12 protein-coding genes are annotated in these 12,637 nt (G+C 39.9%); 11 read left to right on the forward strand and 1 reads right to left on the reverse strand.

The genetic code is table 11. From position 1 onward, the window contains the following. Nucleotides 1-21: 21 nt before the first annotated feature. The 3 genes from ABJD71_RS16465 (at nt 22) to ABJD71_RS16475 (ending at nt 6,021) form a co-directional block, all read left to right on the forward strand. Entirely contained in the window at nt 22-1,494 is a 1,473-nt protein-coding gene (locus tag ABJD71_RS16465) for a flavodoxin domain-containing protein (RefSeq protein ID WP_348171906.1), read from the forward strand. Between the two features lie 236 nt (nt 1,495-1,730). Beyond that, nucleotides 1,731-5,537 (forward strand): bifunctional proline dehydrogenase/L-glutamate gamma-semialdehyde dehydrogenase PutA, encoded by a 3,807-nt coding sequence (gene putA / locus ABJD71_RS16470; RefSeq protein ID WP_348171909.1) that lies wholly within the window; start codon nt 1,731-1,733, stop codon nt 5,535-5,537. Nucleotide 5,538: 1 nt separating this feature from the next. Then, nucleotides 5,539-6,021 carry an Lrp/AsnC ligand binding domain-containing protein gene (locus ABJD71_RS16475; RefSeq protein WP_348171912.1) on the forward strand — a complete coding sequence of 161 codons (483 nt, stop codon included), beginning with the start codon at nt 5,539-5,541 and terminating at the stop codon, nt 6,019-6,021. 26 nt (nt 6,022-6,047) lie between these two features. On the opposite strand, the gene ABJD71_RS16480 is transcribed toward ABJD71_RS16475, so the two are convergent. After that, nucleotides 6,048-7,013: an integron integrase gene (locus ABJD71_RS16480; RefSeq protein ID WP_348171915.1), complete on the reverse strand. Its 966-nt coding sequence runs from the start codon at nt 7,011-7,013 to the stop codon at nt 6,048-6,050. Nucleotides 7,014-7,244: 231 nt separating this feature from the next. Between ABJD71_RS16480 and ABJD71_RS16485 the strand changes: the two genes are divergently transcribed. From ABJD71_RS16485 to ABJD71_RS16520, 8 genes are all read left to right on the forward strand, one after another. Beyond that, nucleotides 7,245-7,652 carry a hypothetical protein gene (locus ABJD71_RS16485; protein WP_348171918.1) on the forward strand — a complete coding sequence of 136 codons (408 nt, stop codon included), beginning with the start codon at nt 7,245-7,247 and terminating at the stop codon, nt 7,650-7,652. Nucleotides 7,653-8,343: 691 nt separating this feature from the next. Continuing rightward, on the forward strand, nt 8,344-8,628 hold the full coding sequence (locus tag ABJD71_RS16490; protein WP_348171921.1) for a hypothetical protein: 285 nt from the start codon (nt 8,344-8,346) through the stop codon (nt 8,626-8,628). A gap of 108 nt (nt 8,629-8,736) precedes the next feature. After that, nucleotides 8,737-9,030 (forward strand): hypothetical protein, encoded by a 294-nt coding sequence (locus ABJD71_RS16495; RefSeq protein WP_348171924.1) that lies wholly within the window; start codon nt 8,737-8,739, stop codon nt 9,028-9,030. Between the two features lie 143 nt (nt 9,031-9,173). Next, nucleotides 9,174-9,521: a hypothetical protein gene (locus ABJD71_RS16500; protein ID WP_348171927.1), complete on the forward strand. Its 348-nt coding sequence runs from the start codon at nt 9,174-9,176 to the stop codon at nt 9,519-9,521. 100 nt (nt 9,522-9,621) lie between these two features. After that, nucleotides 9,622-9,888, forward strand: a complete 267-nt coding sequence (locus tag ABJD71_RS16505) for a hypothetical protein (protein WP_348171930.1) — start codon at nt 9,622-9,624, stop codon at nt 9,886-9,888. Nucleotides 9,889-10,042: 154 nt separating this feature from the next. Beyond that, on the forward strand, nt 10,043-10,639 hold the full coding sequence (locus tag ABJD71_RS16510; protein ID WP_348171933.1) for a hypothetical protein: 597 nt from the start codon (nt 10,043-10,045) through the stop codon (nt 10,637-10,639). Nucleotides 10,640-10,717: 78 nt separating this feature from the next. Continuing rightward, nucleotides 10,718-11,335 carry a rhomboid family intramembrane serine protease gene (locus tag ABJD71_RS16515; protein ID WP_348171936.1) on the forward strand — a complete coding sequence of 206 codons (618 nt, stop codon included), beginning with the start codon at nt 10,718-10,720 and terminating at the stop codon, nt 11,333-11,335. Nucleotides 11,336-11,408: 73 nt separating this feature from the next. Continuing rightward, nucleotides 11,409-12,601 (forward strand): IS3 family transposase gene (locus tag ABJD71_RS16520; protein ID WP_348171939.1). Its coding sequence is split into 2 segments (ribosomal slippage): nt 11,409-11,714 and nt 11,717-12,601, totalling 1,191 coding nucleotides; the frame shifts between segments, so codons are not numbered across the junction. Nucleotides 12,602-12,637: the final 36 nt, after the last annotated feature.

Raw genomic sequence — 12,637 nt, forward strand, 5'->3', positions numbered from 1 at the left:
CAAAGGGTAGGTGAATAGTCGGTGAGTGAATTGAACCGGATTAGTTTAGCAGTGTTTTTAGTAAGCGCATGGTGTGTGTGGTGTCTTTGGCTATTGGTGCGTCAAAGACAAAACAAACCCAATGCTGATACCCTAGCTCGAATTTTAGTGGCTTATGCTAGCCAAAGTGGCACAGCGGCTACTTTGGCAACTAAAAAAGCGGAAGAGCTAGAGTTATTAGGTAAGGTTAATTTACTGCCGTTAGATAGTGTTTGCCGAAAAACGTTAGGTAATACCCAAGAAGCACATTTTATAGTTAGTACCTATGGTCAAGGCGAGCCACCAGACAATGGCCATAGGTTTTACACTGAGCTATCCAAGAAGGATGCATTTTTTGATCTTTCCCATTTGCGGTATTCGGTAACTGCTTTAGGAGATAGTAGCTACGAGCATTTTTGTGCTTTTGGTCATAACCTCAATAAACGATTGGCTACTTTGGGGGCACAATCAGAAGCCGCTGTTACAGAAATAGATAGCCAACAGGATGGTAGCTTTAGCTCCCAAGTGGCATCGGTGGCGGCAGTCACTAATTGGAAACTAATCCATCGAGAATGCTTAAATCCTAATAGTGCCAATGCACCCCTTTATTTACTGACGTTTTCAACAGAGGCCACTAAATCAGTAGATATGCCAAAGTGGCGTGCAGGTGACGTAATTTCAATTCAACCTAAACATAACCCAAAAAACATACAAGATTGGCTGCAAGCTAACAAGTTAGATGGTGAGCGGGCTATTGCTAAAGGTGGCCTAACTGTCACCCTCAAAGAATATTTAACTGAGTATGCTTTGCCAGAACATTTGCAGGTCTCTGCTAGTGAACCACTAAACTGGCTAGATTCACTTAAGCTATTGCCAAAACGAGAGTATTCGGTGGCATCGGCCCACCATGAAAACCATCTTAAGTTAATTGTAAGGTTACAAAAACAGCTTAATGGTCAAGCAGGTATTGGTTCTGGATGGTTAACTCAGTTTAGTGAGTTGAACGATATCACCCAAGGGCATATTCGTAGTAATAAACGGTGTCATATCACTGACGTTAATCGCCCATTGCTTTTAATAGCCTCCGGAAGTGGCCTAGCTGGCTTACGAGCGCAACTTGCAGAGCGAGCCATAAACCCGAAAGCCGGTAAAGTGTGCATGTTTTATGGAGAACGAAGCCCGCATCATGATCAAATGCTTAAAGACGAATTGCTACAGTGGCAACAACAAGGTGTAGTCACTGATTTATTTTTTGCCTATTCAAAGCACCCAGAAAGCCCAACGTATGTGCAAGACGTAATGGCGCATCATGCAGATAAAATACAAGCAATTGTTCATCAAGGAGCAGATATATATGTTTGTGGTAGCAAAGCAGGAATGGGTGACGGCGTGCATCAGGTATTGAGTAAACACCTAGGCCAAGAAAATGTATCAGCTTTGCTAAGCTCTGGTCGTTATCGTAGAGATCTATATTAGTTCAGCTACCCTAATAAAATTTAGAAACATGCAAAAAAACTCCTGCTGCACTACAACCACCTAAACACTAAATCATGACTTAACGTTCATATTATAGTGATATGTATCGTATGTTTTTAATAAAATAGATTAATATCTTGTTTTGTGAGTGTTTTTAGAGTCATATAAAATTATTCCTGTCTACAATGTCGTCAATCAAATCATGAATTTATTTAACGAACCCAGAGTGACAGCTCATGCAAAATACAACACAACAGACAGCAAAATTAGAATCGATTAGACAGACTGTACGCGAAAACATCGTAACGGAAGAAGAACAAAGTGTAGAACATTTACTGCAACAGAATCCGTTGAGCGCAGATGCTCAGAGTCGTGTAGAAGAGAGTGCCTTGAAATTTGTTGAAGCGTGTCGTGCTGATCCAGACAATCAAGGCTTGTTTGATGTATTTTTGCAAGAATATAGTTTGTCTAGTCAAGAAGGCGTAGTGCTAATGTGCCTCGCTGAAGCGTTACTACGTGTGCCTGATAGCTTTACAGTAGATAAATTAATTGCAGAAAAAATACACATGGGTGAGTGGGATACGCACATTGGGCACTCATCTGAGTTTTTGGTGAATGCTGCCAGCACCGGTTTGTCACTGACTCGCAAGATCTTAGATAAAAGTAATGATAAATCTGGTGAGTCAAGTACGTGGTTTCGTAAATTTATTGGCCGTGTGGGTGAGCCAGTTGTACGCAGAGCAACGTTACAAGCTATGAAGTTTATGGGACAACAATATGTCTTAGGCAGAGACATAAATGAAGCGGCTAAAAGAGGCCGCAAAGGTAACCCGAAAGGAACACGTTTTTCTTTTGATATGTTAGGTGAAGGTGCAAGAACCTACGAAGACGGCGAAAAGTACTTTCAATCATACTTACATGCTATCGAGAGCATTGGTATAAACAATAAAGAAACAGACATTTATGCCGCTGACGGTATTTCTGTTAAGTTAAGTGCATTACATCCGAGGTATGAATTTAGTCACCATGAGTTGGTATTAGAAGAGTTGTTACCTAGTGTCTTAAAGCTGGCGATTCGGGCCAAGGAGTTGGGAATAAGCCTGACTATAGATGCCGAAGAAGCAGCCCGATTAGACATTGAATTAGATATATTTCAAGCCTTAGCGTTTGCACCAGAATTACGGGGCTGGGACGGCTTAGGGTTTGTTCTACAAGCTTATCAAAAACGTGCCATTTATGTGGTTGATTGGTTAATAGAGCTTGCCAAGTTATCACATAAAAAACTCATGGTAAGACTAGTTAAAGGGGCGTACTGGGATGCTGAGATTAAGCATGCCCAAGAAATGGGATTTGATGAATTTCCAGTGTTTACCCGTAAGGTCAATACCGATTTAAGTTACCAAGTGTGTGCTGGAAAATTATTGGTAAATAAAGAAAATATTTTCTCTCAATTTGCCACACATAACGCCTATACCTTAACACTCATTATGCAGTTAGCTGGCACTAAGAGCATGGGCACATTCGAATTTCAGCGACTACATGGTATGGGTGAGCTGCTTTACGCTCAAGTTAGCAAGTCAACAGGCATTGAGTTACCGCTGCGTGTGTATGCCCCTGTTGGAGTACATAAAGATTTATTGCCATATTTAGTGAGGCGATTATTAGAAAATGGTGCAAACGGCTCGTTTGTTAATCAATTTTTAGACGGTAAAGTACCTGCTCAAAATCTAGTGCAAGGCGTTGAAGCAGTTATCGAAAATATGCCTGGTAATCGAAATACTCAAATTCCAGTGTCTAAAGATTTGTTTGTTGACTATGGTGAGCAAAGGGATAACTCGACAGGCCTAGATTTAGACGATCCATTGGTTTTCTCTGATTTACAAGACCATGTCAAGAATGTCTTAAAGCAAAACTGGACTGCCGGCCCCATCGTTAATGGTGTAAAACGGACTGAGCCAAGGTACAGGATTTATTCTCCTGCAGATGCCAATCTAAAAGTAGGGCATTGCACAGATGCAACCTCTGAAGATATTACCCATGCGTTGCAAAGTGCGGCTTTGGCCCAAGTAGAGTGGGGAGCTAAAAAAGTTGATGATAGAGCAAAAACTTTAGAAAAAACGGCTGACTTATTGGAACATTACACCCACACACTCACCGCCTTAATTAGTTATGAAGCTGGCCGTACCCTAGGTGACGGTATATCTGAAGTTCGAGAAGCAGTAGACTTTTGTCGCTATTACGCTTTACAAGCAAGGTTGTTAAAGTCTGAGTTTGGCAGCAATACCGGTTTGGACGAAGGTAAAGGCGTCTTTGTTTGTATTAGCCCTTGGAACTTCCCGCTGGCCATATTTGTGGGCCAAGTGGTGGCCGCGTTAGTGACGGGTAACAGTGTGATTGCCAAACCTGCAGAGCAAACCCCATTAGTGGCAACGTATGCAGTAGAGTTAATGCACCAAGCGGGTATTCCAGTAGAGGCATTGCAGTTATTGACGGGCACTGGAGCTGATATTGGTCCTAAATTATTAGCAAGCCCGCTAGTTTCTGGTGTCGCATTTACAGGATCAACAGAAACTGCAAAGCGTATTCAAAATGATTTAGTGCAACGAGGGACTAGCATGCCTCCGTTTATTGCTGAAACCGGTGGTCAAAATGTGATGATAGTAGATTCGACGGCACTACCAGAACAAGTGGTAGATAGCGTTATTCAATCGGCATTTTTAAGCGCTGGGCAGCGTTGCTCGGCCTTACGGGTTTTGTATCTGCAAGAAGACGTTGCAGACAATATGTTAAGTATGCTGCAAGGGGCTATTAAAACCTTAAAAGTCGGTTGCCCGTGGCAATTAAGTAGTGACTTAGGCCCTGTTATCGACGGCAAAGCCCAGCAAACCCTGCAAGCACACAGTGCAAACATGCTAAAAGAAGCCAGTTTGATTACTAAAGGTTCGTTGGCTGTAGAGTGCGTAAATGGCGCGTTTGTCGAGCCACAAGTATATGAAATCCAACATATTAATCAGCTTGAACGAGAAGTCTTTGGGCCAATATTGCACGTTATTCGTTATAAAGCAGCTGAAATCAAGCAAGTAATTCAAGACGTAAATGACACCGGATATGGCTTAACACTTGGTGTGCATAGTCGTATAAAACAATTTGCTGACAAAGTATTCGAGCAAACTAAGGTAGGTAACACCTATATCAATCGTAATATTGTAGGGGCTGTGGTAGGCGTAAATCCATTTGGTGGTCATGGGCTTTCTGGGACAGGGTTTAAAGCAGGCGGGCCTCATTACTTATTGCGCTTTACCGATTTATGGCAAAGTGTAGATATTGGCGACAACTCAATAGCAGAAGCGCAAACCTCACAATCACTCTCTAAAGGTTGTCAGCAATTTTTAGATAATGTCAGCGACATACAGCACACTTGGGACCAAACTCCCGTTGCTACCAGATGTGATGCCCTAACAAAAGCCATAGATATGTTAGAAGCAAGTAACCAACTCGATAAAGCAAACGTTGCGCTGGGTCAAAATAGACTCGCCCAAGCCAATACCCTGTTTAGTGAGATAACAGAGTTACCCGGCCCAACTGGCGAAACCAATGAGCTTAGCCTACATGCCAGAGGTGTCGCCTTATTAATTGTTGATACCGAGTCGTTAACGAATGGGCACTCAATACTGCAGTTTATCAGTGCATTAGTTTCTGGCAATGGGGTGGTTATAATAGGTCGAGATAACGCGAGTCATGACCTTATCTCTAGCATCGCCAGTATCTTTCAAGGTCACATTCCTGCTGGGTTAGTGCATGTAGCAGGCGAGTTTGACGATATGGGCAAGTGGTTGCTCCATAACCAAATTGCTTTAATCGCTTGCCGTGATACAAAGGGCCTTTGGCCAGTGTTAACCAAAAGAGATGGGGCAATTGTGCCTGTGATAAACCATGTTCAAAGTCAATTTGCGTTATTGCCTTACGCCATTGAAAAAACCAAAACCAATAACATTGTGGCAACAGGTGGTAACGCCATGTTGCTTAATTTAAAAGAAAGTTAATATGAAAAAATACTCAACCGAGCTTGACCGGATAGACCAAAAAATTCTTGATATGCTGCAAAGTAACTGCCGCATATCAAATGTTGAGCTTGCTAATCAAGTTAATCTAAGCCCAACTCCCTGTTTAGAAAGGGTTAAACGCTTAGAGAAAAATGGCTACATAGACAAATATGTGGCCCACCTCAATGCTAAAAAACTAAATGCCAAACTAACAGCCTATATGCAGGTGTCGGTAGAAAACTCCAGTACCCAAGCACTGAACCAGTTTAATCAACAGGTTAGGAAGTTAGACGAAGTAATAGAATGTTCATTAGTGGCAGGGGGCTTTGATTATTTGCTTAAAATACGGGTGCAAGATATGGAAACCTACAGAAAGTTTTTGGGCGAAAAATTTGCAGATATCAAAGGGGTAACCCAAACATTCACTTATGTGGTAATGGAAGAAATAAAATCTACCCACATAGTGCCAGTTGAGACTAAGTAGTTTACTAAAAGTCTATGGGGTAAAGACTAAAGCCTAGATAAAGGGCTGACTACAGAATTGCCGCCACGTTGTAATATATGTGTGTATATTTGAGTGGTGCGTAAGTCGGCATGGCCTAATTGGTCTTGTACTGTGCGAATATCCGCACCAGATTGTAATAGGTGAGTGGCAAAGCTGTGGCGCAGAGTGTGGGGTGTGACGGTTTTCGGTATGTTGGCTTTTTTGGCGGCAGTCCGTACTGCTTTTTGTACCGCAGACGCATCAATATGGTGGCGCCTTAATGACTGGTCTTCAGGATCTGTCGATAATCGACTAGAAGCAAACAGATATTGCCATTGTATCGAACGATTGGCCTGCTTGAATTTATGCCTTAAACGATGAGGTAAATAGACGCCACTGTATTCAGGGTTAAGCAGATCCGCTTCCAAATATTGTTTTACTACAGTGATTTGTTGTTGCAGAGGAGGTATAAGCTCTTCTGCTAATGTAACTACTCTATGTTTACCGCCTTTGCCATTCCAAACTCGAATAGATTTGAAGTCAAAGTCTATATCTTGGACTCTCAATCTAATACATTCCATTAAGCGCAAACCACTAGCATATAAAATGGATACTGCTAGCTTTTGTTGAGCGTTTACAACCGCTAATAAGTGCCGCATTTCATCAGTAGTTAGTACGATTGGAAGTTTTTGTTGTCGAGTACTTTTAACAAAATTTAGCTTAAAGCTTAAAGGCTGATGAATGATATCCCGATACAGAAATACCAAGGCATTTAGTGCTGATTTTTGTGTTGCTGCAGCCACATCTAACTCTAATACTAAATGTGAAAGGAAAGTTTCTACCTCTCTATCATGCATTAAATTTGGGTGTTTTTTCTGGTGAAAATGTATATAGCTACTGATCCACTTGAGATAAGCTTCAATCGAGCGTTTAGAATAACGTAATTTAAACATTTCATCTTTTATCATATTCAAGAACATTGATTTAGGCACAAAGTATCCTTACTAATTACATGTTTATTTATACAGTTATAGTTAATAATCCGCATAACAGCAAGATCTAGGAAATATTCCGTATTTCTCCATGTGCTAGATCCATAGAGGGCAATAAAGTTAACCTGTACAAAGGGTTAGAGGTTATGGTAGAAATGGAATATGTAGAAAGGCGGAAAAATTCCGTGTTTAAACACGGAATTTTTCCGCCTATTAATATTGTTAAATGCCATGGACACATTAGAGAAACTCGCACAGAAAAATAAAGCTCATCAGAAGCATTTGAGCAATGATCGATTTTCAACTGTCGTTATGATCTTGGTTTTAGTTCCATTTTTATTTGGAATTGCCATCGATGTAGGGGCTATTAATTCAACCGCAGATTTTAATCTCTGGTTATATGGCTTAGGAGCACTTTGCTTTGGTCTACCCTTGGCAGCCATGGGAGATCTCATGCTTTTCTCTCGATGGTTAAAAATGACAGTGCTAATTATTGCTCAAGGTTGGTTTATTTACTTTTGGGCTTTTGAAATGCAATCTTGGCTAGCTTTTGTCCCTTTGTTACCAGCGTTTATTTTGGTAAAGGTACAGTCTTCCAAAATTATTCAAAAAGCGGAGGCAGAGGAAAATGGCAATTAACAAGTGCATCATGGTGGGAATTTTACTCGCTGTAAAAGCGCTCCTAAAATCCCCATATGCAAAGCGTTAGCTGCCAATAGAAACTTATGATTACCGTTCATCTACCTAAAATACTATTCTTAATGCGCTGGCTTTTTCCATGTTCGTTTCTTTGGTTTCTTCTTACCGCTTCTGTAATTCCAACTTATGAGGGGCAAGTTAACTATATTGTTTCTATTTCTGCTTTGTTTTTTACTGTTCTAAACGCTTTTTTTGCTTGGGCAGCTGGTATTTATTTATCCGTAGCTTTTAGCGAGGGGCTTAGTATTAAAAAGAAAACTATTAATGTTGTATTAGTTTTATTGTTCAATGTGTGGGGGCAGTATCATTTTCTGCGAAAAGTTAATAACGTAGGCGCTCGCAAGGAAATGTCCCCTTACGACCTTTTTTATTTGTTTTTCCTGTTCATTATATGTGTCGTTTCGTACATGATGTCGGTTGGGGTTGGCAATGGCAGCTAACAAAACAATAAACCACATTCGCTTCGCTCATTGGGAAAAAGCCTCGCTTGCACTTCGTGCCAAAGCACTCGGTTTATCCCGTTATCGTAAGCGTTAGGTGTAAAGGGAGTTACGAGTTGTTCGAATGGTTCAGGAGGCGTAAAAAACCATATAACGAGAATCAAATCCTAAATGATGGTTTGGATTACGCTATGGAATTTGGGTCTAATTGGCTACAGCCAGTACAATCTCGGCTCGTGAAGTTATACCCTGAACTATCAGAAACTGAGTTAGAGAATTACAATTCAAAGTGTAAAACAGCGATGACAACAGGTCACGATCATGTTTATGCTTTGGCGGAACAATCTGGCAAAGATGCATCATTTGATATTTTTGCTACAAATTACATTAAATCGTACCCTTGGGTAAATGATAAAAACTTAAAGCATATCTTTTCTCAAGGCATGTATTACGCTTGGAAAGATATTGGGTGGTAATTTACACCTAACAAGCTAATTAATAAGGACAAAAAACAGTTGGCTGTTTTCGTTCCTCAACATTTTAGCCAACAATTTTTTGCCCATTATTAGGGCGTTAGGTGATAAGTGAGCTTTAGACGAGATCCATACATAACTTATATGAACGCAGCAGGCGTAGCTGTAGCTTGGATTGGTTCTGTGTTAGGGCCACTTTTTATCTTCTCAACATTCGGTGATTTTTCACATCCAAACACTTATATTGGTGCTGCATTAATTTTAGTAGTTTTGCTCTCAATTAAAGATGGTATAAAAGCTAGGAAAAATAGAAATATATCTGGGTTTGTTGCAATGTGTTTAGTGCCTTTAATGCTTCCATTTGTAGTAATAATTTCTTTTTATATCTTTTGGAGTCAGCAATGAGCAGTTTATCACCTAACAAAAACATCATGTTCATTCGCTACGCGAATTGGGACGCCTACTCGCTGGCTTAGGCTCGTTCCTCGCAAGTATAGCCAGCAAGTCTGCTCCGTTTAATAGGGGCGTTAGGTTTCAAGGAGAATGTTGTGAAATTGGTTGGCTCTAAAACTGAAAAGGAAATAAAGTCGGAGCTTTTAAAAAATACTTCATCCGTATTTTCAAAATCAGTTGAGTCTCACGTAAAAACTTTCTTTTTAGAAAATGACTTGGATACAACTAAAGTCATTGTTTTAGACTCCTTTCCGGATGACAGAATTGTTTATTATTGGTTACTTATTGAATCACGGATGATTGGTAGAGTAGAAGTCGAGCTAGATTGTCCTGAATGTACAGGCATGGATACTTTTACTCTTCTAGAATATCGCCATAAGTTAAGTAAGATCCAACAAATAAAGCTAGGTGTCGCAATGGAGTTATTAGCAACAGAAACCTAACAAGTTTATTAAATTTCGTTACGGCCAAAAAACGGCCTTCACTGGACGCGCAAAAAACGCGCGCCATTTATAAAAAGCGTTATGTTTCAGGAATATAATTATGAAATCAACTGTAGATAAGGATGGAGTAACAGTAATTGTCGGTGATAAAATATTGGTTAAAGAAATAGACAGTAGGATTACTGAGTATTTAGAAGCTGATGAAGTTGAAAGTTTGAATGAATTTATTGGAAATGTATTCGAAGTAAATTCAATTAATACCGATGGTTCAATGGTTGTAACTAAAAGTACGGTAATTGAAGAGATCGGTGAAATATATGGAACTGACTTAGGGATTTTTCCAGTTGGTGCAGTTAAAGTTTCGTAGCTCTGCAAACATAACAAAACTAATTAAAACCGACGCAAAACACTCCGCTTTCATTGTATTTCGCTTCGCGGATTATACACAATGAAAGCTCCGCGTTGTTGCGGGGTTTATTAGAACGTTATATGCCAGCACAATCAAAAGGATTTGTCGTAATATGAGACTATGTATTTTTTTATTCATTTCCCTTGCAGCGTTCATTGCAAATGCTGACGACAACATTCCTGAGTATGTTGAAATCAATGGGAAGTTTCAGTTCAACATTAGAGATAGCTTAGGAGAGTTGCAATTCGGTAGTTACATTGAATCACCATCTGAATTGGTTTCTGCTTCGATGTGCACGTTGAGAATATCGGCAGATGATGACTACTACAATACTTATCCTATAGAGTTAAACTTAAATGTTATTGATGGCCAGATAGTTTCGTTCATCCATGTAAAATCATTGTACATAGATGAAAACAGTAGGTACCGGAACAAATCAATTCTGAATTTTTCATTCTCTGTAGCAGATCTAATTGCAAATAATGAAACTTGGCTGCAAGACACAATTGAAGGCAATTATATTCTTGTTAGTCCCAACTTAGATTCGGGGCAATTAGCGTTTCATCATTTAACTATGGGGCAACCACTAATGATTGAATTAACTAAACAAGGTAAGCCCTCTCAAGTAACTATCAACGTACCACCATTATCAGCAAAGTTAGCTTCAGTTGCTCGTAAGTGTATGAAATTAATAGATGAAAGTGTATAAGGCATATAACAAACAAATCATGTCCGACGCGCAAACAGCGCGCGGCGTATATTCGAAGCGTTAGCTTTCGGAAATAGTATGCAGATTAATCACAAACCTGTCGTTACCTTTTTAATATGTATAGTTACTGTTTTCATATCGTTTTATGTCGCTTATCAAATTAGTGGCTCGGTGCTCGGTAAATCAAGAATAACGGAACTTGCCAATTTTGGTGGCTTAACTTTAGAGGGTATAAAGAGCCTTGAAATATGGAGGTTAGTATCTTCTCAATTAATCCATGTTCATCAAAAGCATATGATTTACAATGTATTGTCTATTTTATTCTTGGGTATTATTATTGAACGAGCCGTTGGTTCTAAATACACCTTAATTATTTGGCTTTTTGCTGGTTCTATTGGAACGTTGTTTAGCACTCAATTTACACCTCCACCATGGAATGTAGGTACAGGTGCATCACAAGCTGCTTTTGGTTTGGCAGGTTTTGGTTTGTTTTTAGTTTTTAGTAAAATTCAACGTGGCTATATATTCTTATTTGCTATCGCTTTTGCGCTTATACCAGCGTTATATTTAGATTTTAAATCCGTAGGTTATCCAAAGGCAGGACACTCTCTAAGTTTTGTTATTGGTTTAGGTCTGGCTATCTATTATATCTATAGTATTAAACAGAAGCGCGTTCAAGTGGCACCAGAAAGCTAACAAGTCAATCAAGCGGGACTGTGCTCTTCCCCCGTTTTAGTGGACACCTCCTCATCACTTTGAGGAGGCTACAATGCCCAAATATACCCAACCTAGAAGGACATGGTTTTACCCTGTTAATTTCAAAATCAAAGCCGTCGAACTAAGCTTACGAGACGATGTTATGTCAAAGGACGTTGCCGAGGCTCTCGATATTCATCCGTTAATGCTCAGTCGTTGGCGAAAAGAATATAAAGAAGGTAAGTTTAAAAAGACACCACGCTATCAAAGTAACGACGAAATAATGAGTAAACCCCCAACCAAAAAAGAATTGGATAATATCCAAAAGCTTAAGAAAGAAAACGAGCGTCTTAAGCAGGAGAATGACTTGCTAAAAAAGTGGCAACGGTATCTGGCGGAAGTACATCAGAGCGATTTGGATTCATCCAAAAGTTCGGACAAGCCTTAGGCGTCAAATACCTATGCTCATGGCTGAACGTCTCACGCAGTGGTTATTATGCTTGGGTAAAACGACCTTTATCAGCTCGAGATATATCCGATGCGGATTTATTGTTGAAGATTGAACACACCTTTAATGCGAGCCACCAAACCTATGGTAGTCCCAGAGTATTTCATGCGCTTAAAAAACAAGGTGTTAAAACCAGTGAAAAACGTGTCGCCCGCTTAATGCGAGAAAACGGGTTGAGAGCAAGAGCGTTAAAGACTTACAGCAAACCTGCGAAAGTTAAATTCTTCTATAAAGAGATAGAAAACAAACGTAAAGATATGGAAAAGCCAACGGCAATTAATCAACAGTGGTCAGGTGATGTGACTTACTTAAAAGTCGGTGCTCGTTGGCACTATCTTGCTGTGGTCATCGACTTGTATTCACGCCGAATAATAGGTTGGGCGTTTGGTAAAAACAAGACAACGGAGCTTACGCTAAAGGCGCTCAGGCTAGCAATAAAGAAACGACGACCAACAGACAGTGTGTTATTTCACACTGATCGAGGCGCAGAATACCGCGCCCACGTCGTACAAAAGTATTTAGCTAGTCATAACATCAAAGCCAGTATGAATAGGCCTGGATGCTGTACCGACAATGCTGAAGTCGAGTCCTTCTTCCATTCACTTAAGGCGGATTTAATTCGAGGCCATAAGTTTGAAACGAGTAATAAATTACATTCAAAATTAAAGGGTTACCTAAACTATTTTTACAATAGACAGAGATTGCATTCGAGTTTAGGATATAAATCACCTGCTGAGTTTGAATCGGCAGTTATTTGAAACGTGGAAGGTGTCCATTTTATCGGGTGAAGATCA

Source organism: Paraglaciecola sp., assembly GCF_039943935.1.
Taxonomy (GTDB): domain Bacteria; phylum Pseudomonadota; class Gammaproteobacteria; order Enterobacterales; family Alteromonadaceae; genus Paraglaciecola.

What these genes read in the sequence shown, in the direction of transcription:
- putA (WP_348171909.1), top strand. Translation starts at nt 1,731, where the DNA reads ATGCAAAATACAACACAACAGACAGCAAAATTAGAATCGATTAGACAG.
- ABJD71_RS16475 (WP_348171912.1), top strand. Translation starts at nt 5,539, where the DNA reads ATGAAAAAATACTCAACCGAGCTTGACCGGATAGACCAAAAAATTCTT.
- ABJD71_RS16485 (WP_348171918.1), top strand. Translation starts at nt 7,245, where the DNA reads ATGGACACATTAGAGAAACTCGCACAGAAAAATAAAGCTCATCAGAAG.
- ABJD71_RS16490 (WP_348171921.1), top strand. Translation starts at nt 8,344, where the DNA reads ATGGAATTTGGGTCTAATTGGCTACAGCCAGTACAATCTCGGCTCGTG.
- ABJD71_RS16505 (WP_348171930.1), top strand. Translation starts at nt 9,622, where the DNA reads ATGAAATCAACTGTAGATAAGGATGGAGTAACAGTAATTGTCGGTGAT.
- ABJD71_RS16510 (WP_348171933.1), top strand. Translation starts at nt 10,043, where the DNA reads ATGAGACTATGTATTTTTTTATTCATTTCCCTTGCAGCGTTCATTGCA.
- ABJD71_RS16515 (WP_348171936.1), top strand. Translation starts at nt 10,718, where the DNA reads ATGCAGATTAATCACAAACCTGTCGTTACCTTTTTAATATGTATAGTT.